The sequence below is a fragment of the Bacillus sp. Marseille-Q3570 genome (assembly GCF_946151055.1).
Lineage (GTDB): Bacteria > Bacillota > Bacilli > Bacillales > Fictibacillaceae > Pseudalkalibacillus.
This window is the reverse complement of sequence record NZ_CAMGYZ010000015.1, coordinates 45,175-71,207: the sequence shown is the minus strand read 5'-3', so window position 1 is coordinate 71,207 and position 26,033 is coordinate 45,175. Positions and strand designations below refer to the sequence as shown.

The 26,033-nt window shown below is 40.5% G+C and carries 26 protein-coding genes; 19 read left to right on the top strand and 7 right to left on the bottom strand.

The features are described 5' to 3' along the window. Window positions 1-122: 122 nt before the first annotated feature. Window positions 123-467 (bottom strand): hypothetical protein, encoded by a 345-nt coding sequence (locus N8M93_RS18390; RefSeq protein WP_261134105.1) that lies wholly within the window; start codon window positions 465-467, stop codon window positions 123-125. Between the two features lie 179 nt (window positions 468-646). Between N8M93_RS18390 and N8M93_RS18385 the strand changes: the two genes are divergently transcribed. After that, window positions 647-1,273 carry an NUDIX domain-containing protein gene (locus N8M93_RS18385; RefSeq protein WP_261134104.1) on the top strand — a complete coding sequence of 209 codons (627 nt, stop codon included), beginning with the start codon at window positions 647-649 and terminating at the stop codon, window positions 1,271-1,273. Window positions 1,274-1,398: 125 nt separating this feature from the next. On the opposite strand, the gene N8M93_RS18380 is transcribed toward N8M93_RS18385, so the two are convergent. Then, the gene (locus N8M93_RS18380) at window positions 1,399-2,454 is read right to left on the bottom strand and encodes a M20/M25/M40 family metallo-hydrolase (RefSeq protein ID WP_261134103.1); all 1,056 of its coding nucleotides are present in this window, start codon (window positions 2,452-2,454) and stop codon (window positions 1,399-1,401) included. 211 nt (window positions 2,455-2,665) lie between these two features. Here N8M93_RS18380 and N8M93_RS18375 point away from each other — a divergent pair, with 211 nt between their 5' ends. Beyond that, a complete protein-coding gene (locus tag N8M93_RS18375; RefSeq protein WP_261134102.1) occupies window positions 2,666-3,343 on the top strand; it encodes a GDSL-type esterase/lipase family protein in 678 nt (225 codons plus the stop codon). Between the two features lie 55 nt (window positions 3,344-3,398). Here the strand turns inward: N8M93_RS18375 and N8M93_RS18370 are convergent, their stop codons facing one another. Continuing rightward, window positions 3,399-4,244, bottom strand: a complete 846-nt coding sequence (locus N8M93_RS18370) for a metallophosphoesterase (protein WP_261134101.1) — start codon at window positions 4,242-4,244, stop codon at window positions 3,399-3,401. A 71-nt stretch (window positions 4,245-4,315) separates the two neighbouring features. Continuing rightward, window positions 4,316-4,879: a YkoP family protein gene (locus N8M93_RS18365; protein ID WP_261134100.1), complete on the bottom strand. Its 564-nt coding sequence runs from the start codon at window positions 4,877-4,879 to the stop codon at window positions 4,316-4,318. Window positions 4,880-5,025: 146 nt separating this feature from the next. Between N8M93_RS18365 and N8M93_RS18360 the strand changes: the two genes are divergently transcribed. The 3 genes from N8M93_RS18360 to N8M93_RS18350 all read left to right on the top strand — a co-directional run bounded on the left by N8M93_RS18360 (window position 5,026) and on the right by N8M93_RS18350 (window position 7,508). Continuing rightward, a complete protein-coding gene (locus tag N8M93_RS18360; RefSeq protein ID WP_261134099.1) occupies window positions 5,026-6,150 on the top strand; it encodes an MGDG synthase family glycosyltransferase in 1,125 nt (374 codons plus the stop codon). Window positions 6,151-6,171: 21 nt separating this feature from the next. Next, window positions 6,172-6,621 carry a YhcN/YlaJ family sporulation lipoprotein gene (locus N8M93_RS18355; protein ID WP_261134098.1) on the top strand — a complete coding sequence of 150 codons (450 nt, stop codon included), beginning with the start codon at window positions 6,172-6,174 and terminating at the stop codon, window positions 6,619-6,621. Window positions 6,622-6,848: 227 nt separating this feature from the next. After that, window positions 6,849-7,508: a TVP38/TMEM64 family protein gene (locus N8M93_RS18350; RefSeq protein ID WP_261134097.1), complete on the top strand. Its 660-nt coding sequence runs from the start codon at window positions 6,849-6,851 to the stop codon at window positions 7,506-7,508. A gap of 1 nt (window position 7,509) precedes the next feature. On the opposite strand, the gene N8M93_RS18345 is transcribed toward N8M93_RS18350, so the two are convergent. Further along, complete coding sequence (locus tag N8M93_RS18345) at window positions 7,510-7,761, bottom strand: hypothetical protein (RefSeq protein ID WP_261134096.1); 252 nt, start codon at window positions 7,759-7,761, stop codon at window positions 7,510-7,512. A 102-nt stretch (window positions 7,762-7,863) separates the two neighbouring features. On the opposite strand from N8M93_RS18345, the gene N8M93_RS18340 reads away from it, so the two are divergent. Further along, a complete protein-coding gene (locus tag N8M93_RS18340; protein WP_261134095.1) occupies window positions 7,864-8,733 on the top strand; it encodes a 50S ribosomal protein L11 methyltransferase in 870 nt (289 codons plus the stop codon). A 393-nt stretch (window positions 8,734-9,126) separates the two neighbouring features. Here the strand turns inward: N8M93_RS18340 and N8M93_RS18335 are convergent, their stop codons facing one another. After that, a complete protein-coding gene (locus N8M93_RS18335) occupies window positions 9,127-10,032 on the bottom strand; it encodes a LysR family transcriptional regulator (RefSeq protein WP_261134093.1) in 906 nt (301 codons plus the stop codon). 195 nt (window positions 10,033-10,227) lie between these two features. Here N8M93_RS18335 and gltB point away from each other — a divergent pair, with 195 nt between their 5' ends. From gltB to N8M93_RS18270, 13 genes are all read left to right on the top strand, one after another. Further along, the gene (gene gltB / locus N8M93_RS18330; RefSeq protein WP_261134091.1) at window positions 10,228-14,745 is read left to right on the top strand and encodes a glutamate synthase large subunit; all 4,518 of its coding nucleotides are present in this window, start codon (window positions 10,228-10,230) and stop codon (window positions 14,743-14,745) included. A 78-nt stretch (window positions 14,746-14,823) separates the two neighbouring features. Then, window positions 14,824-16,305 carry a glutamate synthase subunit beta gene (locus tag N8M93_RS18325; RefSeq protein ID WP_261134090.1) on the top strand — a complete coding sequence of 494 codons (1,482 nt, stop codon included), beginning with the start codon at window positions 14,824-14,826 and terminating at the stop codon, window positions 16,303-16,305. A gap of 98 nt (window positions 16,306-16,403) precedes the next feature. Beyond that, on the top strand, window positions 16,404-16,547 hold the full coding sequence (locus tag N8M93_RS18320) for a hypothetical protein (RefSeq protein ID WP_221564841.1): 144 nt from the start codon (window positions 16,404-16,406) through the stop codon (window positions 16,545-16,547). Window positions 16,548-16,670: 123 nt separating this feature from the next. Then, window positions 16,671-17,936 carry an ergothioneine biosynthesis protein EgtB gene (gene egtB / locus N8M93_RS18315; RefSeq protein WP_314728307.1) on the top strand — a complete coding sequence of 422 codons (1,266 nt, stop codon included), beginning with the start codon at window positions 16,671-16,673 and terminating at the stop codon, window positions 17,934-17,936. A 169-nt stretch (window positions 17,937-18,105) separates the two neighbouring features. Beyond that, on the top strand, window positions 18,106-19,047 hold the full coding sequence (locus tag N8M93_RS18310; protein WP_261134089.1) for a S8 family peptidase: 942 nt from the start codon (window positions 18,106-18,108) through the stop codon (window positions 19,045-19,047). A 200-nt stretch (window positions 19,048-19,247) separates the two neighbouring features. Further along, window positions 19,248-20,114: a chemotaxis protein gene (locus N8M93_RS18305; protein ID WP_261134088.1), complete on the top strand. Its 867-nt coding sequence runs from the start codon at window positions 19,248-19,250 to the stop codon at window positions 20,112-20,114. A gap of 74 nt (window positions 20,115-20,188) precedes the next feature. Beyond that, the gene (locus N8M93_RS18300; RefSeq protein WP_396125703.1) at window positions 20,189-20,971 is read left to right on the top strand and encodes an aldo/keto reductase; all 783 of its coding nucleotides are present in this window, start codon (window positions 20,189-20,191) and stop codon (window positions 20,969-20,971) included. 624 nt (window positions 20,972-21,595) lie between these two features. After that, window positions 21,596-22,498, top strand: coding sequence for an ABC transporter ATP-binding protein (locus N8M93_RS18295; protein WP_261134086.1), 903 nt, complete (start codon window positions 21,596-21,598; stop codon window positions 22,496-22,498). Beyond that, the gene (locus N8M93_RS18290) at window positions 22,495-23,292 is read left to right on the top strand and encodes an ABC transporter permease (RefSeq protein ID WP_261134085.1); all 798 of its coding nucleotides are present in this window, start codon (window positions 22,495-22,497) and stop codon (window positions 23,290-23,292) included. The genes N8M93_RS18295 and N8M93_RS18290 overlap by 4 nt, the downstream gene beginning before the upstream one ends. 16 nt (window positions 23,293-23,308) lie before the next feature. After that, window positions 23,309-23,956 (top strand): TetR/AcrR family transcriptional regulator, encoded by a 648-nt coding sequence (locus N8M93_RS18285; protein WP_261134083.1) that lies wholly within the window; start codon window positions 23,309-23,311, stop codon window positions 23,954-23,956. Window positions 23,957-24,162: 206 nt separating this feature from the next. Then, window positions 24,163-24,768, top strand: a complete 606-nt coding sequence (locus N8M93_RS18280; RefSeq protein WP_261134081.1) for a DUF502 domain-containing protein — start codon at window positions 24,163-24,165, stop codon at window positions 24,766-24,768. Further along, on the top strand, window positions 24,768-25,277 hold the full coding sequence (locus N8M93_RS18275) for a mismatch-specific DNA-glycosylase (protein WP_261134080.1): 510 nt from the start codon (window positions 24,768-24,770) through the stop codon (window positions 25,275-25,277). The genes N8M93_RS18280 and N8M93_RS18275 overlap by 1 nt, the downstream gene beginning before the upstream one ends. An 81-nt stretch (window positions 25,278-25,358) precedes the next feature. Continuing rightward, window positions 25,359-25,688: a four-helix bundle copper-binding protein gene (locus N8M93_RS18270; RefSeq protein ID WP_261134079.1), complete on the top strand. Its 330-nt coding sequence runs from the start codon at window positions 25,359-25,361 to the stop codon at window positions 25,686-25,688. A gap of 124 nt (window positions 25,689-25,812) precedes the next feature. On the opposite strand, the gene N8M93_RS18265 is transcribed toward N8M93_RS18270, so the two are convergent. Next, window positions 25,813-26,004: a polyribonucleotide nucleotidyltransferase gene (locus tag N8M93_RS18265; RefSeq protein WP_261134078.1), complete on the bottom strand. Its 192-nt coding sequence runs from the start codon at window positions 26,002-26,004 to the stop codon at window positions 25,813-25,815. Window positions 26,005-26,033: the final 29 nt, after the last annotated feature.

The window sequence follows — 26,033 nt, the reverse complement described above, 5'->3', positions numbered from 1 at the left end:
CCTAAAAGAAAAGTGCCATTCACCTCTAACATAACATTTTGGATCAATGTTTGGGGAGGCTTCGGCACTTTAGGACTGTCCCTTTTTCATTTGCCACTGTGGGTTAAAATACACAACTCCTGTCATTTAAAGCTAGGTTTTTGGTCTAAAGACGGGAGTATGTTCATCCTTTCAATTTCCAGCTTCGTTTTAGAAGTTCCAAGTGTATAGATCCACTTATAAACTTCAAGTATTTTACCATAGGTTACATTTCTGTCTTCATCTACTTCCTTCTCTTTAAAATGGGTGAGGTTCCAAAAATCTTCTTTTTCAACATCTTCTGAAGCATTGAATTCTTCTACAGCAACCTTGAATTGGTTCAGTTCATTTTCAGTAGCTTCTATCTCGAATAGTTGAAGACTTTGATCTGTCTTGATCGGGAGAATATCACCTTTAGGCGACACATAGTAGGTTTTTCGTTCTTTCATTTTTATCACCCCTCTTGTTTGGCTTGTTACCACTACCATTCCTTTCTTACAGCCCATTTAAACGTTTATTCTCTACAAAAGAGGGTTATCGGATAACTTTGTCAAACTATGGATATAGAACGAAAAATCATTCAGCTGTTCCCTTTAAAGTTATATGAAAGAGAAGTGGAGGGGATGTATTGGAATCAGAACTGTTGAAAATATATGATGATCAGAGAAATCCTTTAGGTGTCGCAACCAGAGAAGAAGTTCATCGGGTTGGGTTTTGGCATGAAACCTTCCATTGCTGGATCACCAGCTTAATCAGTAGCCAGTATTATATCTTTTTACAAATACGTAGCAATCAGAAGAAAGATTATCCGAATTTGCTTGATATAACAGCAGCTGGTCATATATTAGCCGACGAAACGATCGAAGACGGCATTCGTGAAGTAAATGAAGAAATCGGGATAGACGTTACCCTGGATGAGTTGAAAACAGTCGGGGAAATTGAATCATGTATTACTACTGAAGGGATGATTGACAAAGAAATTGCACACGTATTTTTATATGATAAGCTAATGAACTTAGATGATTTCACTCTCCAAGAAGAAGAAGTGTCCGGGATTGTAAAGGCCGAATTCAATGCATTCCACGAGTTTTGTTCAGGGAAAGGTCAATCGTTACAAGTTGATGGATATAAATTAGATCCTTCTGGTATGAAAGTTCCAGTGAATATGACGGTAGACCAGACCCATTTTGTCCCAAATGACGGACCGTATTATGAACAGGTTTCTGAAAAAATCCGAAAATTATTATACAAATGATTTAAAAAAAGGAGATGTACCGTATACCGGCATATCTCCTTTTTTTCATTCCATTTAAATACTTTCTTCAAGGGCAACTATAGATCGGCCTGGGCTAAGGCTTGGCAAAGCCCAAGTTTTCTTTATCAATCAAGCGGGTTCAAGTTTTCGTTTGTACTGAGCGAAGCGATCATTTCTGTGATCAATGTGATTTCATCTTCAATATCTTGAAGACTTGCGGTTTCAACTGGCGAATGCATATAACGGAGGGGGAGGGAGACGAGTGCAACCGGAACTCCTTTACCAGTCAATCTCATCCGATCGGCATCTGTACCTGTCACCCGCGGTGTAAGTTCATATTGAACATCGATTTTGTTTTTGCGTGCGGTTTCCTCAAGCATGCTGTTCAATTTGTAATGGATAGGCGCTCCCTTAGCAAGAACAGGGCCATGATCAAGGCGGATGTCACCATGCTTATTCTTGTTCACACCTGGATAATCAGTTGCAAAGGTTACATCAACAGCAAGGGCAAAGTCTGGCAGAACCTGTGATGCTGCAAAATAGGCACCCCCCAGGTTCGTTTCTTCATTTACTGTACTGACCGCATAGACACCGACTTCAGGTTTCTTTTTGGATAGTCTCTTCAAAACTTCTGCTACGATGAACGCACCAGTGCGGTTATCAAGACCACGACCGCTGATCCTGTTATTTAAAAGGAACTCCGTTTCTCGTTTATAAATTGCCAAATCACCAATTTGCACGAATTTTTCAATTTCTTCTTTACTTCGTGCACCACAATCTATGTATAGATCTTCAAAGCCATACTCATCTTTAATTCCACCGTGATGTTCAGCATTTACACCCACGACACCAGTAATGGTCTGCTGATTGCCCAGGATCTCGACCTTCATTCCGATTGCAGGTTTGTGGCTGATACCTCCGAGTTTAGTGAAATGCAAGAAACCGCTTTCATCAATCCGATTGATCATAAAGCCGATCTCATCACAATGTCCGGCGATCAATACTTTGAATGGAGCATCTGGATTGATGACACCATAGGCATTTCCGATATGATCAGTTTCAATTTTATCTGCGAATGATTGAACATAATCAATCCATTTCCTTTGGATTTTCATTTCAAACCCTGATGGAGAAGGAGTTGAGAGCAACTCATGTAAAAATTGTTGTGATTCTTGTTTCATCTGTTTGAACCTCCTAAAAAACTTCTGCCTCCTACCATAATAACTGAAATTCTATAAATAAGGAAATCCCGTAAATATCGATCTAGAAATAAAGTCATATCCTTTAGTGCTATTGCACAATTTTCATCACCTAAACGGTTGTCCATATCACGTATTTTCAAGGAACATAACTTATTATAAGTGTTTTAAATATATCAACAGGTGAATGTATATGGACGAGAATATTATCAGATATACAGCGTTAGGGGATTCTTTGACAGTAGGTGTCGGTTCAATCTTTGCTCCAGGATTTGTATCACGGTACACCGAGTCTATCGAAACTGCTGCCAATCGAAAAGTAGAACGTCATGTATTTGCAAAAAACGGTGCAACGACAGCACAGGTATTGGAGTTTCTTACTAATGAAAATGTGAAGCAGGCGATTGCAGAGGCGGACGTGATTACAATCACTGCTGGAGGTAATGATTTAAGGAAAGCAGCAAAGAAATACTTTTTTATGAATGACACAACTATTTTTAAAACTGCCATTAATGAAAGCATGAAAAATCTTTCAATGATGCTTCATGAAACCCGTAAAATTAAAGAAAAAAGGAAAGAACCCTATATCATAAGAATGGTTGGTTTGTATAATCCGTTCCCTTATCTCTCCTTCAGCGAATTATGGATTAAAACATTCAACAAGCAACTGGAGAAGTTCGAATGTAAAAATCTGAAGGTTGCCAGGATCTATGAACCGTTTAAAGCAAATGGGGGTAACGCACTCTCTATTGATGGCGTGCATCCTAATGGGTATGGGTATAAACTCATAGCTGATCAACTAAAGGCCTTAGGATATGATCCTTTATTCCATCGAAATAAAAAAACGTTTTTATTTCCCATTTTCGATTAAAAAAAGCTGATTGAAGCCTATCTCTGATGAGTTCTAGACTTGAATCAGCTTTGTTTCATGAAGCGGCATTCCCGGAAGCTTCGGCTTTTGTAATTCCTACTTCATGTATTGTAATCTCAGGGCGTGAACCTACACGTATGTTGATGCCCGTTTGTCCTAACCCTTCACTGATATAAAATGGTTTCTCATACATATGATGAAGTCCCTGGACAATTTTTTGACGAGCCAATTTTCCCATTTTCGCAAGGTGGTATGGCTTCGGCCAATGAATCTGACCATTATGGAAATGACCAGATAATAAATAATCGAAGTGTTGTTGATTGAGATCCAATACAATATTCGGGTCATGAGTAAGGACCAGATTATAATCAGATACTGGCAGCCCTTTATAAGATTTCTCAAGATCACTCTTTCCTGTGCCAAAATCATCGATCCCAATAAGATTGACAGTATGACCGTTTATCGTAATCATCTCGTGCTCATTACGTAACGTCTTACAATCATACATATTCAATATTTTTTCTAGTTTATCAAATGACTTATCATTCAATACATAATCATGGTTGCCGAAAACAGCATAGATTCCATAGGTTGGATCAAGCTTTTGAAAAACCTCTAGATAAGCAGGGAGCTTCGTAAGCGTTTTTTTACGATCAAGATAATCGCCAGTAAGTGCAATCAAATCAATCTTTTCGTTTTTCAGTTTCTCATGAATTTCTTCAGGAGTAACCGAAATGTTCTCTAAATGCATGTCCGAAATTTGCAGGATTCGTAAGTTCGTCTGAGGTCCTTTATCATTACTCAAAACTTTGATTCTTTTTAAAGTTACATCCTTAGTATTGATATAAGCTCTATATATGGCGAAAGCTGAAATCAAAATAGCCGATAACAAAATAAACATCCAATCCCCTCCCATATACAATTATAGGAAATTCAGAGGGGATTGGAACCGGTAAATGATGTAAATTGTTGTTATTTCAAGTTATACCGACCAATCAGCCTATCTTTGGACATCATCAAATACCTCGGTTCTGTTCCAAAAATGCCATTTTTATTCTGATTCGACAATAAATAGATCGGTAATAGTGAGGTCAATTTAAATACTCGGTAAAGCTTACTTTTCAATTCGAAGGATTCAAATCCGAGCTTATTTGTTCCTTTATTGATGAGGGTGATCCCAATGATCCCTTTAATTTCGCCAAGCTGTTCGTGTTTTTCCACATAAGCAGCTAAGTATGGCATGGACTGTTGGACGCATCGGTATATTTGGATTACTTTTTGAAAATCATTCTTCGCGTTACGCATCTCTTTGATCAGCCTGACATTGTGAAGATGGATCTTGATCATCAGATCGTTCTTATTGATTTGTGTTCCATCTTCCAACAAGGTAGGATATCCTTTGTATTTCGTCAGTCTGACTCTGAAAATGCACTTTGCAGGCGAGTCTTTTTCAATATACGTCAATCGGGTAAGTGAATAATACAATGGATCTAATATACTCCAAATGGAAATTGCAGAGCTCCTTATAAATTCCATATCTTAAACTCCTTACATACATTTTCTCCCCATTATTTTTAGCCTAAATTTGTATTGTAATGATGGAAATAACAGGTTAGAAAACCACAGGAATTATTTCGGATTGTTTCCAAACACTAAGAGTAAAAATGAGAAGGTTCTATCCCATGAAAAAGGTCCTAATCATGCCATTGTTAACAATTTCATCAGGGCATCATCATGTAGCCGATACCATTCGTTCTGAATTGGATGATCTATTCGCTTGTGAAAAAATAGAGCTCCTTTCCTCTATATATGGGAAAGGTGAATTGGCCGTTTCGCAGGTTTATTTAAGCTGGATCAAAAACGGGCCGGCGTTCTATAGCAACGTATACAAAAGGTTAGCCAACTCTCAGAAGGAGAATAATTTTTCTCATAAGTTTTATCAAAAACTGTTCTTGAAGAGTACACGTGAAATTATTGCAAGGAAACAACCTGATCTTATCATCTGTACTCATGCTTTACCGTCATACCTGGTCAACCATTTAAAAGCTGCCGGAGAATTAAACATTCCTATCGTCAATATATATACGGATTACTTCATCAATAACCTCTGGGGGAGAACAGCTGTTGATTTACATTTAGTCCCAGATGAAGATTTCAGGGAAGAACTTATCCAAGACGGGGTAGCCCCCCAAAAGATTTTAACAAGCGGGATTCCAGTAAATCGACATATTACTCCTGTTGCAAGGAAGACTCATCAGGTAAAGAAGCAATATCGTGTATTGCTTACAGGTGGTAATCAAGGGGCTGGGCATATTTTAGACTTCATAAAAGAAATCCCTCCTTCTGGAAGGTTACATTATACAGTTTTATGCGGTAAAAACTATCGGCTATTGAGCCAGGTTAAAGGGCTTGATAATAAATACATCACCACCTATCCATATATTGATTCAAAAGTTGAAATGAATGATATGTATGAACACAGCGATGCCATCATCACTAAGCCTGGAGGTGTGACGTTGGCGGAATCCCTTATGAAGAGGATTCCGATTTTTATCAATGACTGCCTGCCTGGCCAGGAAGAATATAACTTGAATTACTTGAAAAAGCGGGGATTAGGCTATTGCATTAACGTTGAAATGAACGTTGAGAATCAAATTTTAAACAATCTGGATGACCCAATCTATTCCAAAGAGTTACAGGAACAAATACAGCTATATCATCAAAGGATTGAAACAGTCGATTACCCAACTTTATTCACAGAACTGATTGAACAAAATCGTAAATTTGGACATTTAAAATTATCATAAGGTGAAAGGTGAGATAGCAGGATGTTACAATTTCAATTCCGAATGAAGATGCTTTGGACGGTTATTGTGTTGATTTCTTTTCTGGCAGGATGTAATTTTGAACAGAAGACAGAAAAACAAAATACGATTACAACACAGGAAATGGCGACTGAGGAAGGAACCTCATTAGAAAAGAACATAAAACAGATGAAAGGGGTAGAGGATGTTAAAATCATGCAAGCACAGGACGATTTATTGATTGCTATCAAGATTACAACTGTAGATCGTTTTCAATTGAAGGAAATTACGAAAAAAGTGAAGAAGAAAGTAGAGAAGAAGTACCCTGAAATGGATGTTACTGTCTCTCCCGATAAAAAAATCTTCATGGAAATGGATAAATTCGAAAAAAAATATGCTGAAAAACAATATAGTGAAGCGAAAATCCATAAGAAAATCAAATCTTTAGTCAAATTATCAAAAGACGAAGGATAACATAAAAATATTATGTAAATTAACGTCATGTTCGAACGTACACAATCAGTTGACATGACATATATTACAGAGCAAGCTTATCTTAAGCAGGCTCTGTTTTTAGTTGGTTTTCGTGAAATTCACTCTCTTCCCACGGGCAAACGAAGAGTGGAAGTGACCCGTTTAGGCTTGTAGCACTTTTATTAAAGAGTACATATATTGACTCTTCAGGAGGAAGGGCTTTGTTTATGACTATCATTATGAAAATACTGAAATACAGATCGATCATCTTATTTTTCATTCTTTTAGTATGGATAGGGCGGAATTATGTAGGATATGACACGAAAAACGTAAGAGACTGGATTGTCTCTTTCGGAATCTTTTCACCTGTCATTTATCTAGTGTTGTGTTCCCTTCGTCCGTTCATTTTCTTTCCGATGATGATTCTCTCGATAGCCGGTGGACTTGCATTCGGGGTTCTGCTCGGGACATTATTGACGATTACTGGAACATTAATTGGTGCTTCATTGACGTTTATCATAGTACGGACATTCGGGCATCAGTTTCAGGCGCAGCAATGGAACAGAACACAAAAGCTTCAGAAAAGCATTGATGAGAGAGGGTTCTATTACGTATTATTCTTAAGGGTAGTCCCATTTTTGAATTATGATTTGGTTAGTATCGCCTCTGGTCTTTCTAATGTTGGTTTCCGGCCATACGTTGCTGGGACTTTATGTGGGATGATTCCTGGTGTATTTTTATTGAATTTTTTTGGAAGCAGCCTTGCTACTGGTAATACGGATCGAATCGTCGCTATTTTAGTCGTCATTGTATTCATCGCTCTGATTTCTTATATCATTAAAAAGTTACAAAAGAAGTCGAGGTTACCACTCGATCTGGACCAATAAATTAATGGATGACATTTGTTTCCCATGATGCTAAATCATAATACCCCGTATCAATCTTATACTTTCGTTCAAGTAATAGAGTTTTTAAAGAAGAAGGAATGTCTGGTGACAAAGGATGATCCAAGTCGATCGAATCGTTTGGAGAATATACTAATACCGAAAATAACTTGTGTTGTACCATATCCATCCCGGTAATGGTTAGGAAATTCAATTCTTTTGTGCGAAAGGTATAGAAAATACGATATAATTCCATATGAAATCACCTTTTTAGTTACCATCATCGCCAATTTTTCTAAAGTGCATACCCCTTCAATCGACTATACCGGTATCTGAAAAAATGAATAAGGAGTGTGTCATGGAATACCAATTTATGTTTGATATACCATACGTAAAGGCTGATGAAGTAATGGAGAAACTGGCTGCTGCAGGTTTTTTCAATATATATTACAATCAACCTATTGCAGTTTCACGTAACGAAAACGGGTACCAATATCAAATAGAAGAAACTCAAAATGTTCGTCTGCATATCATCAGTGAATCAACGTCACCGAGTGAAACGATCGACGTAATAACCAGGCTGTTCAACATTGAATGTGATGCGATTACATATGAGAAATACATACCCCAGGATTGGCAACAGCCGATTCCCGCCATTTCCATCAATGATGAATGGGAGATCATTTCACCTGAAAATGACCCATCTGCCAAATATTCCATCATTCTTGATTCGATGGGAGGCTTCGGAACAGGCTCGCATGAAACAACCAGAGATTGCCTCAAAGTCATTCTGGATAAAGATTTTTCAAATACAACTATTATTGATGTCGGAACGGGTTCAGGTGTTCTAAGTATCGCGGCAGCAATGAAAGGTGCAGAGACAGTAATTGCACTTGACATCGAACCTTGTGAACGGGAAGTACGACTTAACGCTGGATTAAATAATATAAAAGGAATCCAGCCCGCTCAGAAGGATTTGATCCATGAAAAATTTAAAACCCCGATGTCGATTGATTGGGTTTTCATTAATATTGGTTCAGATGAAACGATACGTATCATGGAGAAACAGGATCTCTTTGATCGTAAAGTGAATCATTTCCTTATCTCCGGAATCGTCGAGTGGAGCATGGATAAACTAGTGGATTATTTTATAACGAATGGCTATCAACTGATTGACACGAAAAAGAGTAATGAATGGGTGACGATGCAATTCAGTTTAATGCCATAGAGAGTAATGATTGTGAATAGAACTATAGTTATTAAAGACTGTTTTGCATACGCTGTGGCTCTTGAAAGTCGTTGATTTCCGCTCCAGGATGCTCGCTTTCCGCGGGGCGTGCGGTGAGCCCACTCGTCGCTTAGCGACCTCAGGAGTCTCCTTTTCAAGGAAGCATTTGTGCTCCTGCGTCTACAAGAATGTCCTGTCGAAGCGAGCTTCCTCGTCGCATGCCTTGCGAGGAGATTATTCAGGTAGTAGGCACGCTGATTCCGCAGGAGTCTCGCACCTGACTCTCCAATCAATTTGCACAATGTGGTTCATTACCAAAATTGGCCCAAAAGTAACAATCTTTAAGAAAAGACATATTAAAAGAGGCTGAGCAAATATCAGCCTCTTTTCCTATTATTCACCGAACCGGTTCAGTTTTTCATAGAATTGTTTAAGGAACTCGAAAAAGATTTTTTCAGATGGTGCAAGTTCACGGTTTTGTGGAATGACGATGCCGACCGTCCTTGTTACATTCGGTTCCACGATTTCTACCGCCTTCCATTCCTGTTCCCTCGGTCCATGGAGTGTAATTTCAGGTAACAGGCTGACACCAAGTCCCGCAGATACGAGCCCTTTTATCGTATCGACATCCTCACCTTCAAAAGCAATCCGTGGGTTGAATCCAACCTGTTGGCAGGCGCGCATTACAGTATCCCTCAAATTGTATCCTTGACGAAAGAGTACGAAGGAATCATGTCGTAATTGAACCAACCGGAGATAGGGCTCATCCGCTAATGGGTGATTGAGTGGAAGTAGAGCCATTACCTTCTCTGTAAAAAAGATTTGTCCCTTAACATCCATTTGTTTCTTAGGTACTGGGGAAACAAAGGCGAGATCGATATGCCCCTGGATGACCGCAGTCGTCAATTCTGGTACCGTACCCTGACGTAATTGGAACCCGATCTGTGGATGCTCTTTCCGGAATGCAGAAATGACCTGTGGCAACGTTTTTGCAGCAAGGCTGGTCGGAAAACCGAGCCGGATTGTCCCCGTTTCTGGATTCAAGAATTCATAGACCTCTTGTTTTGCTTTATCTAACTCGACGATAGCTATCTTGACATGATCCAAAAAGATCCTTCCGACTGGGGTCAACCGGATGTTCCTGCCTTCTCTGAAGAAGAGCTTCACACCCAATTCTTCTTCAAGATTCGCAATTTGACGACTGACTGCAGATTGTGCAACGTGTAACTCTGCAGCCGCGTCGCTGACATGCTCCATTTCTGCAACTTTTATAAAATATTTGATTTGTCTAAGTTCCATCATATCAACCCTTGTAAGCGCTTGATCTCAAAATGAGATCAATTCTATCGAATTTATATATTGAAAGCATAACAGAAAACCCCTAATATGAAAACAAACCTTTTTGTCAGAAATTTTCGAAATGAATAGTGGAAAAACAATGAATTATCGGGTATAGATACCTAACATTAAAATAAATGCAGATGGGGTGATACTATGATTCGAACTGGTCTTCCACAAAAACAAGGATTATATGATCCTGATTTTGAGAGTGATGCTTGTGGAATCGGATTTGTCGCAAAAGTTGATGGGGTAGCTACACATCAAACAATTAAAGATGCTATTACAATGCTTTGTCGACTTGAGCATAGAGGTGGCCAGGGGTCAGACCCAGACTCTGGGGACGGAGCTGGAATCATGGTACAAATACCAGATCAGCTATTCAGAAAAAAATGGAACAATTTCCTGCCGAAACAAGGAGAATATGCTGTCGGTATGTTGTTCCTTCCGCAAGAGCAGAAGGTACGGAGCCAGATTGAAAGTCTTATTGAAGAAATTGCAGAAGAAGAAAACCTCCAATTGATCGGTTGGAGGACGGTCCCTGTAAATGAAGAAATCGTTACGTCAACCTCTAGACAAACGATGCCTTTTATTCGTCAAATCTTCATTAAACGACCAGATGATATCCGCTCGGTTCAAAAGTTCGAACAACGTCTATATCTAATTCGTAGGATTATTGAAAAACGTGTCGTTGATGAAACAGATGTACAAGAGGGCCCATTTTACATTGCTAGCCTGTCACCAAGTACCATTGTTTATAAAGGTATGCTCACATCCTACCAATTGGATCAATTCTACCTTGATCTTGATGACCCAGCTTGTACGTCGATGTTCGGCATGGTCCATTCAAGATATAGTACGAATACGTTTCCTTCGTGGGAAAGAGCACATCCGAACAGAATGATCATGCATAACGGTGAAATCAATACCATCACCGGCAATGTGAATTGGATGAAAGCAAGGGAAAGCACTGCTGTATCCAATGTGTTCGGAGAAAGACACAAAGAGCTTCTTCCTGTCATTTCAACTGAGGGCAGCGATTCAGGTATGCTCGACCAGGCTTTCGAGTACCTGGTGATGAATGGAAGGTCGATTTCCCATACGGCTATGTTGATGGTGCCTGAAGCATGGGATTTCAATGAACAGATGAAAGATCCTGAGCGGGCTTGTTTTGAATATTTAAGCTGTATCATGGAACCATGGGATGGTCCTACAGCACTTGCCTATACGAACGGCAGGCAGATCGGTGCTTCTATCGACCGAAATGGCCTACGTCCAGCCCGTTATTATTTGACAGATGACAATACGATCATCTTCTCATCAGAAGTAGGCGTACTGGATGTCGAACAGGATAGAGTTGCTCAGAAAGGGCGTCTTGCCCCTGGTGAAATGATTCTGATCGACCTTGAAAAGCATGAAGTATTATTGAATGACGATATAAAACGTTCAATCGCAACTGAGCACCCATACAGAAAATGGCTGAATGAATCATTGGTCCAACTGAATGGTCGCATCGATGACCAGAGTTTTGAAGGGTTGTCAGATGATCAGCTATTAACCTATCAGATTACACACGGGTTTACGAATGAGGAGATTACCAAAAACATCGTCCCGATGGTCAATGAACAGAAAGATCCGATCGGTTCGATGGGGAATGATACACCTCTTGCTGTATTGTCCGAGAAGCCTCAACTGTTATTCAATTATTTCAAGCAATTATTCGCACAAGTAACCAATCCACCGATTGATGCGATCCGGGAAAAAGGTGTTACATCAACTACATCTTACCTTGGACCGAAGAGTAATGTATTGGAGGAAGGCCCACAACATTGTAAACGGATCAGACTTTATACACCAATCCTACGTAAACAAGAATACGAAGAAATCATTCATAATGGACGAAATGATTTCCTTTCGAAGAAAATTTCCTATTGTTTCTCCGCAGACAAAGGAGCAGCTTCCTTAGAGTCGCGATTGGAAGAGATCTTCGAAAAAGTCGAAGCCACGATTGCTCAAGGCACTCCATTGATTGTACTTACGGATCGAGACATGAACGAAAATAAAGTTCCGATTCCGTCGTTGCTCATGGTGAGTGGGTTACACCATTTCCTTGTCCGTAAAGGGTTACGTACGAAAGCAAGCATTATTGTAGAAACAGCAGAAGCCCGAGATGTCCATCAATTCTCAATGCTCATTGGATTCGGTGCAGACATGATCTATCCATACCTTGCTTATCGCACAATCGAAGACTTGATCAGTCAAGAACACATCACTGATCATGACTACGAGGAAGCAGTTGAACGATACAGAGAAGCTGCTACTTCTGGAATTGTCAAAGTGATGTCAAAAATGGGGATTTCAACGATTCAAAGTTATCGAGGAGCACAAACTTTTGAAGCGATCGGAATCGATGAAGGAGTCATCGCCAAGTATTTTGCGGGGACTGCTTCGAAGTTAAGCGGCATCGGTTTGGAAACGATTGCGGAAGAATCTTTGAAACGGCACAGAAAAGCATTCGTTGAAAAAGATTTTCTATTGGAATCAGGCGGTGCGATGCAATGGAGAAAGAATGGAGAATATCATTCCTTCAATCCGGAAACGATCCATACACTCCAGCATGCCTGCAGGACCAACAATAAAGAGCTTTATGAACGGTTTTCTGAGTTGGCTTCTAATGAAAGCATCACGTACCTGCGTGATCTATTGGATATAAAAACAAAAAGTGAACCGATACCGCTTGAACAAGTTGAGCCGGCTGAAGCGATTTTCAAACGTTTCAAAACAGGTGCAATGTCATATGGTTCACTAAGTAAAGAAGCCCATGAAATCTTAGCGGTCGCTATGAACCGCATTGGAGGAAAAAGTAACTCGGGAGAAGGTGGCGAAGACCCTGACCGGTTCATCCCTGATAAGAATGGGGATATCCGAAAGAGTGCAATCAAACAGGTTGCATCTGGACGTTTCGGAGTAAACAGTCATTATCTCTCAAGTGCGGATGAAATCCAAATCAAGATGGCACAGGGAGCGAAGCCTGGGGAAGGGGGACACCTTCCAGGCAAAAAAGTCCATCCGTGGATTGCCGAAGTTCGTAAGTCGACGCCTGGTGTAGGTTTGATTTCACCACCTCCACATCATGATATCTACTCGATTGAGGACTTGTCCCAATTGATTTATGACCTGAAGCACGCTAACCCAAATGCACGGATCAGTGTTAAATTGGTCGCGAAGTCAGGGGTAGGTACAATAGCTGCAGGAGTCGCAAAAGGAAAAGCAGACGTCATCCTCATTAGTGGTTACGAAGGAGGAACAGGCGCTTCTCCAAAAACGAGTATACGCCATGCGGGACTTCCCTGGGAACTCGGTCTGGCTGAGGCACATCAGACACTCGTACTAAACAATCTACGTGATAAAGTAGTCGTTGAGACAGATGGTAAGTTGATGACCGGGAAAGATGTCGTCAAAGCTGCGCTTCTTGGTGCTGAGGAATATGGATTTTCAACTGCACCACTTGTCGTACTTGGATGTATCTTAATGAGAGCTTGTCACCTTGATACGTGTCCAGTAGGGATCGCAACACAAAACCCGGAACTACGTAAAAAGTTCATGGGTGAAGCAGAACATGTCGTGAATTATATGCGATTCATCGCTGAAGAAATTCGCGAAATAATGGCTCAGCTTGGTGTAAAAACGTTGGATGAATTGATCGGAAGGACGGACCTTCTGAAACTGAATGAAAAATCCTATCAACATCCAAAGGCGAAGCAGATGGATCTTTCACCATTACTGATCCAATCAGATGAAGAATGGAAGAAGAAGGACCGTCCTTACCGGACTGAATATGATGAAAATCATCTTGATCTTGCTGAAATCATTCCAACAGTCGAAAACAACATCATCAATCAGAAACCGATCTCCTTGACACTGCCGATACGTAATACAGACAGAGCAGTCGGGACGCGTTTGGGTTATGAAGTTACGAAACGATATGGCGGTAAAGGACTGCCTGAAGATACAATCGATCTCACTTTCAATGGATCGGCGGGACAAAGTTTCGGCGCGTTCGTTCCAAAGGGAATTACGTTGAGAGTCAACGGAGATGCGAATGACTATGTCGGTAAAGGACTATCAGGTGGAAAGATCATTGTCGCTCCAAGTTCAAAATCGATTGTCCGCCAAATGGAAGAAGTGATCATTGGTAATGTTTCATTGTTTGGCGCTACTGATGGTGAAGTCTATATCAACGGTTCTGCAGGTGAACGTTTCGCGGTACGGAACAGTGGTGTCCATGCGGTTGTTGAAGGCTTAGGCGATAATGGCTGTGAATATATGACAGGTGGTAAAGTCATTGTACTAGGATCGATAGGGAAAAACTTTGCTGCTGGTATGTCTGGCGGTATCGCGTATATCTGGAATCCTGACCAAAGATCTGTCAAGAGGCAATGTAACCGCGAAATGGTATTGTTTGAAAAACTCGAGGATTATGATGAAATCCAAAATATCCATGCAATGCTTCTCAGACATGTTCAATATACTGGCAGCAAGAGAGCGAAACAATTGCTCAGCAATTGGAATGAGACTGTTTCCCATTTCGTGAAGATCATTCCTGAAGAATTCAAACGTACACTCACTGAAAATGAGAACGATCGTGAAAAGATCGCAAAAATACCGAATTAAACAAAAGGGGTCTGGCCAGAAGATTGGTCAGCCTCTTACCTTTAAAATCAGGTGTTAAAAATAAAAGGAGGGGTTGAGATGAGTAAAGTAAAAGGATTCCTGACGTATCCTCGGAAGAAAAATCCAGAGCGTAATCCATTGACGAGGACGAAGGATTGGGAAGAATATACCCTTCGGCATTCTGAAAAAGATATGAAAGAACAAAGTGCCCGGTGCATGGACTGTGGCACACCGTTTTGTCATACAGGAGCAGAATGGGGGCGTTCTGCAATCGGGTGTCCGATCAATAATTTGATTCCAGAATTCAATGAACTTGTGTATCAAGGAAAGTGGAAACAAGCACTCGCTCGGTTGGATGAAACCAACAACTTCCCGGAATTCACCGGAAGAGTATGTCCAGCACCGTGTGAAGGATCATGTACACTCGCAATTAACAGCGACCCGGTGACAATCAAGTCGATTGAGAATGAAATCATTGAACGCGGCTTCGACAACGGTTGGGTCCAACCAGAACCTCCAACCCACAGAACGGGAAAGAAAGTTGCAATCGTCGGCTCTGGACCAGCAGGGTTAGCTGCAGCGGACCAATTAAATAAAGCCGGTCATTGGGTGACTGTTTATGAAAGGGACGATCGTGCTGGCGGGTTGCTCATGTATGGAATCCCGAATATGAAGCTTGAAAAAGAGACTGTAGAACGTAGAGTCAACCTTTTGAAAGAAGAAGGGATCGAATTCAAGCTAAATACGGAAATCGGCGTCGATATCAGCCGTGAACAGCTTACAAAAGATTATGATGCTGTCATTGTCTGTACAGGTGCACAGCAGCCTCGTGATCTACCGATTGAGAAACGGGAAAGTAAAGGCGTTCACTTTGCAATGGACTATTTAACAAGTTCGACGAAAGCCTTCAACGAAGGATCTGAATTCCCGATTTCTGCAGAAGGGAAAGACGTCATCGTCATTGGTGGAGGGGATACCGGTGCAGACTGTGTAGCAACGGCATTACGCCAAAATTGTAAAAGTGTCGTACAGTTCGGTAAACATCCGGAACAGCCGAAGGATCGGACAGAAGATAATCCTTGGCCACATTTTCCGTTAACCTTTTCTTTGGAATACGCGTACGAAGAAGCATACAAAAAATACAAGAAAGACCCAAGGGAATATGAAATTTTGACGAAGCGCTTCGAGACTGCCGATGATGGTTCACTCAAGTCTCTTCAAACAGTTCAAGTCAAGAAGGAATTAGTGGATGGGAAAATCATTACGCAAGAAATCCCTGGAACAGAAAAGGAATGGGATGCGCAACTCGTGCTGATTGCCATCGGTTTTACTGGACCAGAAAAAGATTTCTTGGATCAATTCAATTTGAAGAAGACAGACAGAGGTCTGATTTGGACGGAAAAATCCAGTTATATGACTAATCAAGAAGGTGTATTCGCTGCGGGAGATGCAAGACGCGGTCAAAGTCTGGTCGTTTGGGCGATCCGCGAAGGCAGAGAAGTTGCCGATGAATGTCATTCCTTCTTAGTGAATCAACATAAAGCCGCTTATACTGGTTGATAAATCCGTCTGCAACTCCGAGTAAAAAACACTCCTTTAGGCTATCCTTTTAATAAATGGTGAAGACATTCTTGTTCACCTTAAAGGAGGTTTGAAGAGTGGGTAGAGGCAAAAACTTCGATCACAAGCGGCAAGGGACGATCAACCGTCCACCTAAAGGCTCTAAAATTGCAAGGGAAGAATTTGCAAGAGATGAACCGATTGATCTAGAGAAACAGGAAAATAAAGAAAAAGAACGATAGACATCATACTGCAAAGCTGGCAATTGCCAGCTTTTTTGTTTTTTTAAGAGTAGGTTTGCTGCTGGAGGAGGAGGGGAAGAGTCAAAATAGAAAATAGATGTAGTCAAGAGAGGAGCGAACCCATTGTCCATTACTGAACAAAAATCCACTTTATTGTTGAAAAGCTACCAACAGATCAGAGCATTTTCAGAACAAATCATAGCGCCATTAGAACCAGAAGATTTTGTCGTTCAATCGATTCCTGATGTCAGTCCCCCAAAGTGGCATCTTGCCCATACGACCTGGTTTTTCGAAACGTTCATTCTCATTCCTTATCATTCAACGTACATTCGATTCAATGAAACATTCGACTACTTATTCAATTCCTATTATGAGACACATGGTAAACCATACCCAAGGCATGCAAGAGGCCTGCTTTCCAGGCCATCTGTTAGAGAAATCATCGAATACAGACAACATGTAGATAAAAGCATGTTTAACTTCTTAGACAACTGTCATGAAAATACGTTGGAAGAAATAGCACCGATCCTTGAAATCGGATTACATCACGAACAGCAACACCAGGAACTCCTTGTCACAGATATCAAATATAATTTTTCCATAAACCCCTTAAAACCGATCTATCATGATAAAAGAAACGAACCAGGTTCTTCTCTGCCAGAAATGGATTGGATCACATTTCAAGAAGGGGTTGTTGAAACTGGCTATTCTGATGAAGGGTTTTCATTTGATAATGAAAGACCGAGACATAAATCCTGGCTGGACGCCTACGCAATTGCAAATCGGCCAGTGACAAATGGGGAATATCTAGACTTCATAGAAGATGGTGGATATCAAGAACCGGCATTTTGGTTATCAGAAGGCTGGACGAAAATAAAAGACGACCAATGGGAAGCCCCATTGTATTGGGAGAACATAGATGGAAGCTGGTACACATTCACGCTATCTGGGATGAAGAAGGTGGAACTTGATGAACCAGTCACCCATATCAGTTTTTATGAAGCAGATGCCTTTGCAAGGTGGTCGGGAAAACGGTTGCCTACAGAGACCGAATGGGAGCATGCGATGAAAAACGTTGAAATTGATGGAAACTTTGCCGATAATAAGATGTTTCATCCTGATCGCGATTATCACTCGTGCAATCAAATGTATAAGGTTTTCGGTGATGTATGGGAGTGGACATCCAGCCCTTACACGCTTTACCCTGGATCGAAGCCGCTTGAAGGTACGTTAGGTGAATACAATGCAAAATTCATGTGTAATCAAATGGTGCTCAGAGGAGGGTCTTGTACAACCCATTCTACCCATGTGAGACACTCATACCGTAACTTTTTCCATCCTGATAAACGGTGGCAATACAGTGGAATACGACTGGCTCGAGATGAATAAAAATATGGGTTGATCCTTTAACAAAGTGTCATATTTATTAGGAATATCAAGACACTTATGGGTCAGCCCCTTTTTTGCATTTATTGGGACAACTCCCTATACCAATACCCTTTCACTTGAATCTACTAAGAATAAGAGATTGTGATTTAAGTGAAAAGGAGATAAATGCATGTCAGACCTACAACTGTTTCCCACAAAGATAAGAAACAAGAATGAATTCACCCAGGAAATCCCCTATGGTGTTGAAATGATCAATGCAGAGAAGATGTGGAACCTTGGTTATAAAGGTAAGGGTGTTGTCATAGCTGTTTTGGATACAGGCTGCCAAACGAATCATCCTGATCTCAAAAATAGAATCATCGGGGGAAGGAATTTTACTTCAGATCATAATGGGGATCCGAGGAATTATTCGGATAATCATTTCCACGGTACCCATGTCGCTGGAACAATCGCTGCAGAATTGAATGGCCAAGGAGTCGCAGGTGTGGCGCCTGAAGCGAACCTGTTGATATTAAAAGTCATACGCTCGAACGGTACAAGTTCTTATGATAGTTTGATCAGAGGCATACATTACGCAATAAATTGGAAAGGACCGGGTAAAGAACGGGTTAGAGTGATTTCAATGTCTCTAGGTGGACCTGTCCATGATCCTCGTTTACATTCTGCGGTAAGACGAGCCGTTGCAAATAATATCCTTGTGGTTTGTGCAGCAGGAAATTTAGGTGATAAGATTTCAAAATCATTTGACCATACGTATCCTGGTTTCTATCCAGAAGTGGTATGTGTAGGAGCGACGACAGAGGATCGGAAACCTGCACCTTTTACAAATACGAACGATGAAATTGACCTGGTTGCTCCAGGAGTGAATATCTTATCAACCTATACAGGGACAAGATATGCTGAATTATCAGGAACTTCGATGGCTACCCCTCATGTAGCTGGGGCAGCAGCTCTATTGATCCAGGGGTATGAAGAGAAGTTGAATCGTAAACTGACTGAAAAAGAAATATATAACCTTCTTATCAATAATACAGTAAAAATGGATTTCGACCGTGAAACGATCGGAGCAGGATTACTGGATGTATCAAGAGGAATAAAGTCAAGAAGATGAACCGATAAGGACTTGCCAGACAAGGTCAGTCCTATTCATTTACATATCACAACCGCTCTACATACCTATTCGATAGGTGAACTTGTGAAAAATGTAGAAGGTGGAACATACACCGATGACGAAAACCATAAAATGGCCATATAAAATCAATCAATTCCATGCTCACATCTTAAATAAATACAATTAGGGGGACTTGAAACGTGCAACCAATCGCAGTAGCAGTCATACATGGGGCCGGTATCCAAAAAGAGGATTTTGCTGAGATCCTCATCAATAATTTACAAGATAAGTTGGAGAAATGGATGGACGATCAAGGGCGCACATACACAGGTGACGAATTTATCTTCCAACCAATTTATTGGGGTGAGGTATTCAATCAAAGGGAGAAGGACTTATGGGAGGCCGTCCAGAAAAGTGGTCGCCTCGATTTCTCCGTATTAAGGAAATTCGTGATTGAATTTTTAGGTGATGCAATTGCTTATCAGCCGACAAGCGACCAATTTCAAAATTATGAACAAGTACATGAAATCTATTTCAAGGCATTGACCAAACTGAGTGAAAAAGCAGGATCAAATGCGCCCCTCACTGTCATCGGGCACAGTTTAGGGACTGTGATTACCAGTAATCTCTTTTATGACTTACAAAAGACTTCAGAACGAATGGCGTATATTGAGGAGTGGACGGAAAATGCTACTCCACTGGAAAAGGGGGAAACACTCGCAAGATTCATTTCTCTCGGATCACCATTGGCTTTATGGAGTTTACGTTACACCGATTTTGACCGACCTATAAAAGTTCCTTCCCGCGACTTTTACAAGCATTATCCAGATGGAGAGGGTGGCTGGTGGAATATTTACGATCGTGACGATATTCTCGCTTATCCTTTAAAAACCATCAGTAATGCTTATGGTTTGGTGATCCAGGAGGATAAAGAAGTGAATACTGGTAATCTGTTGACGAGCTGGAACCCTGCTTCCCATTTTCAATATGTGAAAGATAAACAGATTCTCAATCTATTGACTGAGCAACTTACAGAGTTATTTCAATCGGTCAATAAGGACGACTAGAATATTGCACCTAAGGAGTGAAGAAATTGATTAAGAGCATACAAGATACAGCGCAACTACATAATGGTGTCAGAATGCCTTACTTAGGTTTCGGTGTGTATAAAATAGAAGACGGGAAGGAAGTCATCAAATCTGTAAAAGCAACACTTGAAGCAGGTTACAGAAGTATTGATACAGCGGCCATCTACCGCAACGAGGAAGGAGTAGGCAAAGCCATCCGTGAAACTGGTATCCCTAGAGACGAACTATTCATCACCACTAAAGTCTGGAATAAAGGACAGGGTTATGACCGAACGATGACATCCTTTGAAAGAAGTCTAGATAAACTTGGACTCGACTATGTAGACCTTTATCTTATACACTGGCCAGTTGAAGGGCTGTACAAGGAAACGTGGAAAGCGATGGAAAAGCTCTATAAAGAAGGTCGTACGAAAGCGATCGGAGTTTGTAATTTCAATGTCCATCATTTAGAAGACTTGATGAAGGACTCAGAAATCAAACCAATGGTGAACCAGATTGAGTTTCATCCACGATTATTACAAGAAGAAGTGCGGATGTTCTGTGAAGCGAACGATATCCAAGTTGAAGCATGGTCCCCGTTGATGCATGGAAAATTGCTCGATCATCCTGATTTGATCAAAATAGGGCGTCGCTATGGGAAATCACCGGCACAAGTCATCCTTCGCTGGGATTTACAGCATGGCATCATAACGATTCCGAAATCCGTCCGGGAAGAAAGGATCTATGCGAACGTTGATTTATACGATTTCCAATTGACGGAGGAAGAAATGATCAAGATCGATGCATTGAATCGCAATGAACGGTTTGGACCAGATCCGGATAATTTTGATTTTTAAAAGTTGGAGACTGTCAGAATAGGCAGTCCCTTTTTTAATTAGACTCTTTTCTAAAAGATTGTTGCTTTTGAGTTATTGTAAAAAAATCACCCTGTGCAAGTGGATTGGAGAGCAAGGTGCGAGACTCCTCGAAAATGAAAATCGCATTTTCTTCGTGCGATGTAACGCTGCTGAAGCTTTCCTTGTCCTGCGGGATCAGCGTTCCTGAATAATCTCCTCTCAAGGTATGCGACAAGGAAGCTCGCTTCGACAAGACTTTCTTGTAGACGCAGGAGCACAAATGCCTCCTTGAAAAGGAGACTCCTGAGGTAGCAAGGCGACGAGTGGGCTCACCATACACCCCGCGGAAAGCGAGCATCCTGGAGAGGAAATCAACGACTTTTAAAGAAAACTTGGCGAGACCAAGCCTTTTATAGATCGAGCCTTAGTTGCCCTTATACTGAAGAAAGTATTTTTTACTTTCTTTAAGTGCAAGAGCAACAAAGTTTGCGAAAACAGCCTTTAATTATCTAGTGTGTAACATCAAGTCCCCAGGTTTATTTTTTTGAAACTGATTGACCACTTGGTCAAAATGGAGTAAAATGGATTTTGACTAGGTGGTCAATCACCAAAGGGGGGCTAGTGATGAAAGCGATAGAAATGATCAACCTCACGAAATATTACGGTAAACATCAGGCAGTTTCCGATCTTACATTTTCTGTTGAAGAAGGGGAAGTGTATGGTTTCATAGGACCGAATGGGGCAGGGAAAAGTACCACGATTCGAACACTGCTCAATTTCATCTATCCTACAAACGGTTCTGCTAAAATTTTCGGTAAAGATATCATCACTGAATCAAAAGAAATCAAACAAGAGGTAGGCTATCTACCTTCTGAAGTCCATTATTATGAAAATATGAAGGTGAAAGAATTGCTGAATTATTCAGCGAGTTTTTACAGAAAACCAACTGCAAAAAAGAGAGTCCAAGAACTTTCCGAGCGTTTGGAATTGGATTTGAACAAACGATTTGAAGATCTTTCATTTGGTAATCGGAAAAAGGTCGGGATCGTTCAAGCCTTGTTGCATGAACCTCGGATCTTGATCATGGATGAACCGACTGGTGGTCTTGACCCGTTGATGCAGCATACTTTCTTCGATCTTTTACTTGAAGAAAAGAAGAAGGGTGTAACGATTTTCTTCTCTTCACACATTTTAAGTGAAGTACAAAAGATGTGTGATCGTGTTGCAATCATCAAAGAAGGAAGATTGATTGCAAATGATACGATTGAAAATTTAACAAAAAACCAGTTCAAAACAGTCACGATTCTAATGGAGGAAGGTCAGGAAGTCGACCTTGGGCTTGATGGAATCATCCAACAAGAACAGATCGGCCATACATTAAACATCCTGTTCCGTGGGGATATCCATAAACTCATACATGCTTTGACCCAAGAATCCTATCGGGATGTAGTAATCGAGGAACCATCCCTTGATGAAATCTTCATGCATTTCTATGAGACAGAACCGAATGGGGGGACAGACAAATGATCTTCAAACAGGAATTCAAATGGAATTTCCGCGGCTTGTTAATCTGGTCAGTCATTCTCGGTGGGTTGGTATTCCTGATGATGCAGATCTTTCCTGACTTCGCAAAACAACAAGAAAACTTGGAAGCATTGATGTCCGCATACCCTGAAGGGATCAAAAAAGCTTTCAATATGGACCAGGTCAGTCTAGGAACAGTGCTTGGTTTCTACGCAATTGAAGGTTATATGTTGAATACATTGATCGGGAGCATTTATGTAGTTCTATTAGCAGGGAATATGGTGGCAAAAGAAGAGGGCGAGAAAACGATCGAATTCTTGTTATCAAAACCGATAACAAGATCAGAAATGCTCACTCAAAAATTGTTCATTGTGGTTGTTAATATCATTCTTTTCAATGTTTTCGTTTCATTGTTCAACTTTGCTGCATTCATCATTGTAGATGATGGATCATTTGAATTTGTACCATTCCTGCTTTTGTCAGTCGCACCGATCCTGTTACATTTCACGTTTGCATCAATAGCGTTTTTACTGTCAACCGTATTGAAAAAGGGGCGGCAGATCCTATCAGTAACGGTTGGATTGGTATTCATCACCTACTTCCTACAGGTGATCTCGAGTGTATCTGATCAATTGGAAGTATTGAAGTACTTCAGCCCATTTGAATATGTGGATCCCGCAGATATCATCAAGAATGAAACACTCGATGGTTTGTATATTTTGATCATGGCAGGTATTATATTGATTTGTACGATAGCATCGTATTTATATTACAGAAAAAAAGATATTGCAGTTTAAGGGTGGTAAGTCGTTCATGAATCCAGCTTTTGAAAGATTGCCTGAAAAGAAGAAACAGCAGATCATAAATGCCTGTATGGAAGAGTTTGCTGAAAACGGTTTTGAAAATACCTCCACAAATAAAATCATCGAGCGGGCAGAAATCTCTAAAGGATTATTGTTCCATTATTTCAAAAACAAGAAGACGTTGTATCTGTTCCTGTTGGAACGCTCTGCACGGCTCGTGTCCGATCAAGTATTTGATCATTTAGACGATGAGACTGAAACAGATTTTTTTGAACGAATCAAAACAGTCGCTATCTTGAAAATGAACTTCTTTTCAAAACATCCGAATGAATACCTTATTTTGATCAATGGATTTTTCAATACACCAAAGGAATTAGAAAAAGACATCACTGATTTATATGAAAAGCTGTACAAACAAATCATGCAATTCAACTCAAACCAACTTTTCGATTATTTGCATGAAGATCAAATACGAACTGGTTTGACGAAAGAGTTTGTAATAGAATTTGTTATGAATGTCATGGATCAACTCAATCGGGGGCTTTTGCAGCAATATAAAGGGAAAGAAGCAGATCTGCTTGAAGATTTCAATCCTCTGCTTAATCGGCTGGAGCAATATATTGATATCTTGAAATATGGGGTTTATGAACGAACATGATATAATGTTGAGGTAAATAGAGCGGGGTGACCTGGAGGGTGATCAAATCCTTTGAGGTCACTCTTTTTCTCTAGTGCTATTATTGATGGTTGGTATAGTAAAAATGATCAAGTGAAATTTCGCACCCGAAGTGAGTTTCGCGTAAAACAAATATATCAATATAAAAGTCCATCTACAACGAAAGAGTATATCAATTGGAGGTTGACATGAAGGCTTTGGCTAAAAATTTCTTGAACGGCGTCGTGACCGTCTTACCGATCATCCTGGTCATTTATGTGGTCATAAAAGTATTTGAATTCTTGGACAACATTCTTGGAAATACGTTCAGGAGCATTTTGAAGGAAGATTATGTACCAGGACTTGGTTTACTCGCATCCATCGTTTTAATTACTCTTCTAGGTTGGTTATCAAGACAATATTTAAGCGGAAAAATTGTAGAGCTATTGGATATGCTCCTTGATCGTATCCCGATTGTGAAAAGCTTATATAGTGTCATTAAAGATACAATCCAATCTTTCCTGGGGGAGAAGAAGTCGTTTTCGAAGGTTGCTCTAGTTCATATTCCCGGTACGAATATGAAATCCATTGGTTTCGTAACTTCCGAGGATATCGATGAAATCGCTGACCCACTGGTTGACCATATCGCTGTTTACATTCCTCAAACATTCCAGGTAGCAGGAATGACATTTCTCATACCAAAATCAGATGTTCAAATATTGGATATGAAACCAGAAGAAGCAATGAAATTCGTTCTTTCCGGTGGTATGACTGTTCGGAAAAAAGAAACACAGGATAAACAAGGAGGAATGTAATGCTTGAACCGATTCCAGATTTACTTGATGATAATCTGAAAATCGTATTCGTAGGCTTCAATCCTAGTATCCGTTCTGGCGAGACGGGTCATCATTACGCAAATCCCAGGAATCGTTTCTGGAACATCCTCCATCAATCTGGGTTGACAGACCGGGTTTATGATCCAAGAGAAGACAGGCTGCTGCTGACAAAGTTTGGTTATGGGTTCACCAACATCGTTGAACGACCGACAAAAGAAGCTGCTGAAATCACAAAAGCGGAATATAAGGACGGTAAAGTATTGTTGAGGAAGAAACTAAAGAGATACCAACCACAGGTGGTCTGTTTTGTTGGAAAAGGTGTATATAATCAATATAGCGGAAGACGAAAAGTAGAGTGGGGATTGCAGAAAGAACCTGTCATTTCAGGTATGAAAGAATTTGTCGCCCCATCATCAAGCGGCCTTGTCAGAATGAAAATAATAGATATTATCCGGATTTATGAGAAACTTCACGAAATCGTCGTTTGATGCATGTATAATGGCCAGAATACGTTTATCATCGCCTCATAACGGATAAAGTATATTAACATACTGATGGAGGCGTAGAAAATGGCTATAGAAAGAGATAAGAACATCATAGAACTATGCATTTCGTGTAAAGACATGTGTGCGGATTGGCTGGAAGAACACAATATCAAATCGCCATTACAGGCTTCCAATGATTGTGAAAAGCTTATGTTGGAATGCTATGATATTTGTTCATATACAATCACTGCTCTACAAAGGGAAACACCGTTTGCTAAGGAAATCTGCCAGCTTTGTGAGTTGATTTGTGAATCTTGCGGAAATGAATGCACTTCAAGTGATTCGACCCAAACCCAAAAATGCGCAGACCTTTGTTATGAAGTAGCAGAGAGCTGCAGGATACGATTATTTTAGCTCAATTAGAATGACATGCGAAATTTTTGGAATATAATTCATGAAATTGCGGAGAAGACCCCCTAGGATTCGTACCATTTCTAGTTGGTCGACTCCGCTTCTTTTTTGCAAATCCAGACTCTCTTCAGCCTTTCAAATCAATCGTATGTCCCGACGTAGGATGTTGGGCTTGAACGGCTTGTTGTGCTTCTTCAAAATCCTTCAACATCACTGTACTCTGTGCCGCTTGAGTTGCTAAATTCCCATCCAACAAATTCATATTCAACGTATGCCTTAATTGTTGAAGATCGTTTGCCATGAATGAAGATAATTCCATTAGTGATTTTCCACCTCCTGCGCTTTCAG

What these genes read in the sequence shown, in the direction of transcription:
- N8M93_RS18370 (WP_261134101.1), bottom strand. Translation starts at nt 4,244, where the DNA reads ATGTTTATTTTGTTATCGGCTATTTTGATTTCAGCTTTCGCCATATAT.
- N8M93_RS18295 (WP_261134086.1), top strand. Translation starts at nt 21,596, where the DNA reads ATGAAAGCGATAGAAATGATCAACCTCACGAAATATTACGGTAAACAT.
- N8M93_RS18365 (WP_261134100.1), bottom strand. Translation starts at nt 4,879, where the DNA reads ATGGAATTTATAAGGAGCTCTGCAATTTCCATTTGGAGTATATTAGAT.
- N8M93_RS18360 (WP_261134099.1), top strand. Translation starts at nt 5,026, where the DNA reads ATGAAAAAGGTCCTAATCATGCCATTGTTAACAATTTCATCAGGGCAT.
- N8M93_RS18375 (WP_261134102.1), top strand. Translation starts at nt 2,666, where the DNA reads ATGGACGAGAATATTATCAGATATACAGCGTTAGGGGATTCTTTGACA.
- N8M93_RS18345 (WP_261134096.1), bottom strand. Translation starts at nt 7,761, where the DNA reads ATGGAATTATATCGTATTTTCTATACCTTTCGCACAAAAGAATTGAAT.
- N8M93_RS18350 (WP_261134097.1), top strand. Translation starts at nt 6,849, where the DNA reads ATGACTATCATTATGAAAATACTGAAATACAGATCGATCATCTTATTT.
- N8M93_RS18265 (WP_261134078.1), bottom strand. Translation starts at nt 26,004, where the DNA reads ATGGAATTATCTTCATTCATGGCAAACGATCTTCAACAATTAAGGCAT.
- N8M93_RS18335 (WP_261134093.1), bottom strand. Translation starts at nt 10,032, where the DNA reads ATGGAACTTAGACAAATCAAATATTTTATAAAAGTTGCAGAAATGGAG.
- N8M93_RS18280 (WP_261134081.1), top strand. Translation starts at nt 24,163, where the DNA reads ATGAAGGCTTTGGCTAAAAATTTCTTGAACGGCGTCGTGACCGTCTTA.
- N8M93_RS18380 (WP_261134103.1), bottom strand. Translation starts at nt 2,454, where the DNA reads ATGAAACAAGAATCACAACAATTTTTACATGAGTTGCTCTCAACTCCT.
- N8M93_RS18270 (WP_261134079.1), top strand. Translation starts at nt 25,359, where the DNA reads ATGGCTATAGAAAGAGATAAGAACATCATAGAACTATGCATTTCGTGT.
- N8M93_RS18340 (WP_261134095.1), top strand. Translation starts at nt 7,864, where the DNA reads ATGGAATACCAATTTATGTTTGATATACCATACGTAAAGGCTGATGAA.
- gltB (WP_261134091.1), top strand. Translation starts at nt 10,228, where the DNA reads ATGATTCGAACTGGTCTTCCACAAAAACAAGGATTATATGATCCTGAT.
- N8M93_RS18390 (WP_261134105.1), bottom strand. Translation starts at nt 467, where the DNA reads ATGAAAGAACGAAAAACCTACTATGTGTCGCCTAAAGGTGATATTCTC.
- N8M93_RS18285 (WP_261134083.1), top strand. Translation starts at nt 23,309, where the DNA reads ATGAATCCAGCTTTTGAAAGATTGCCTGAAAAGAAGAAACAGCAGATC.
- N8M93_RS18290 (WP_261134085.1), top strand. Translation starts at nt 22,495, where the DNA reads ATGATCTTCAAACAGGAATTCAAATGGAATTTCCGCGGCTTGTTAATC.
- N8M93_RS18355 (WP_261134098.1), top strand. Translation starts at nt 6,172, where the DNA reads ATGTTACAATTTCAATTCCGAATGAAGATGCTTTGGACGGTTATTGTG.
- N8M93_RS18275 (WP_261134080.1), top strand. Translation starts at nt 24,768, where the DNA reads ATGCTTGAACCGATTCCAGATTTACTTGATGATAATCTGAAAATCGTA.
- N8M93_RS18325 (WP_261134090.1), top strand. Translation starts at nt 14,824, where the DNA reads ATGAGTAAAGTAAAAGGATTCCTGACGTATCCTCGGAAGAAAAATCCA.
- N8M93_RS18310 (WP_261134089.1), top strand. Translation starts at nt 18,106, where the DNA reads ATGTCAGACCTACAACTGTTTCCCACAAAGATAAGAAACAAGAATGAA.
- N8M93_RS18300 (WP_396125703.1), top strand. Translation starts at nt 20,189, where the DNA reads ATGCCTTACTTAGGTTTCGGTGTGTATAAAATAGAAGACGGGAAGGAA.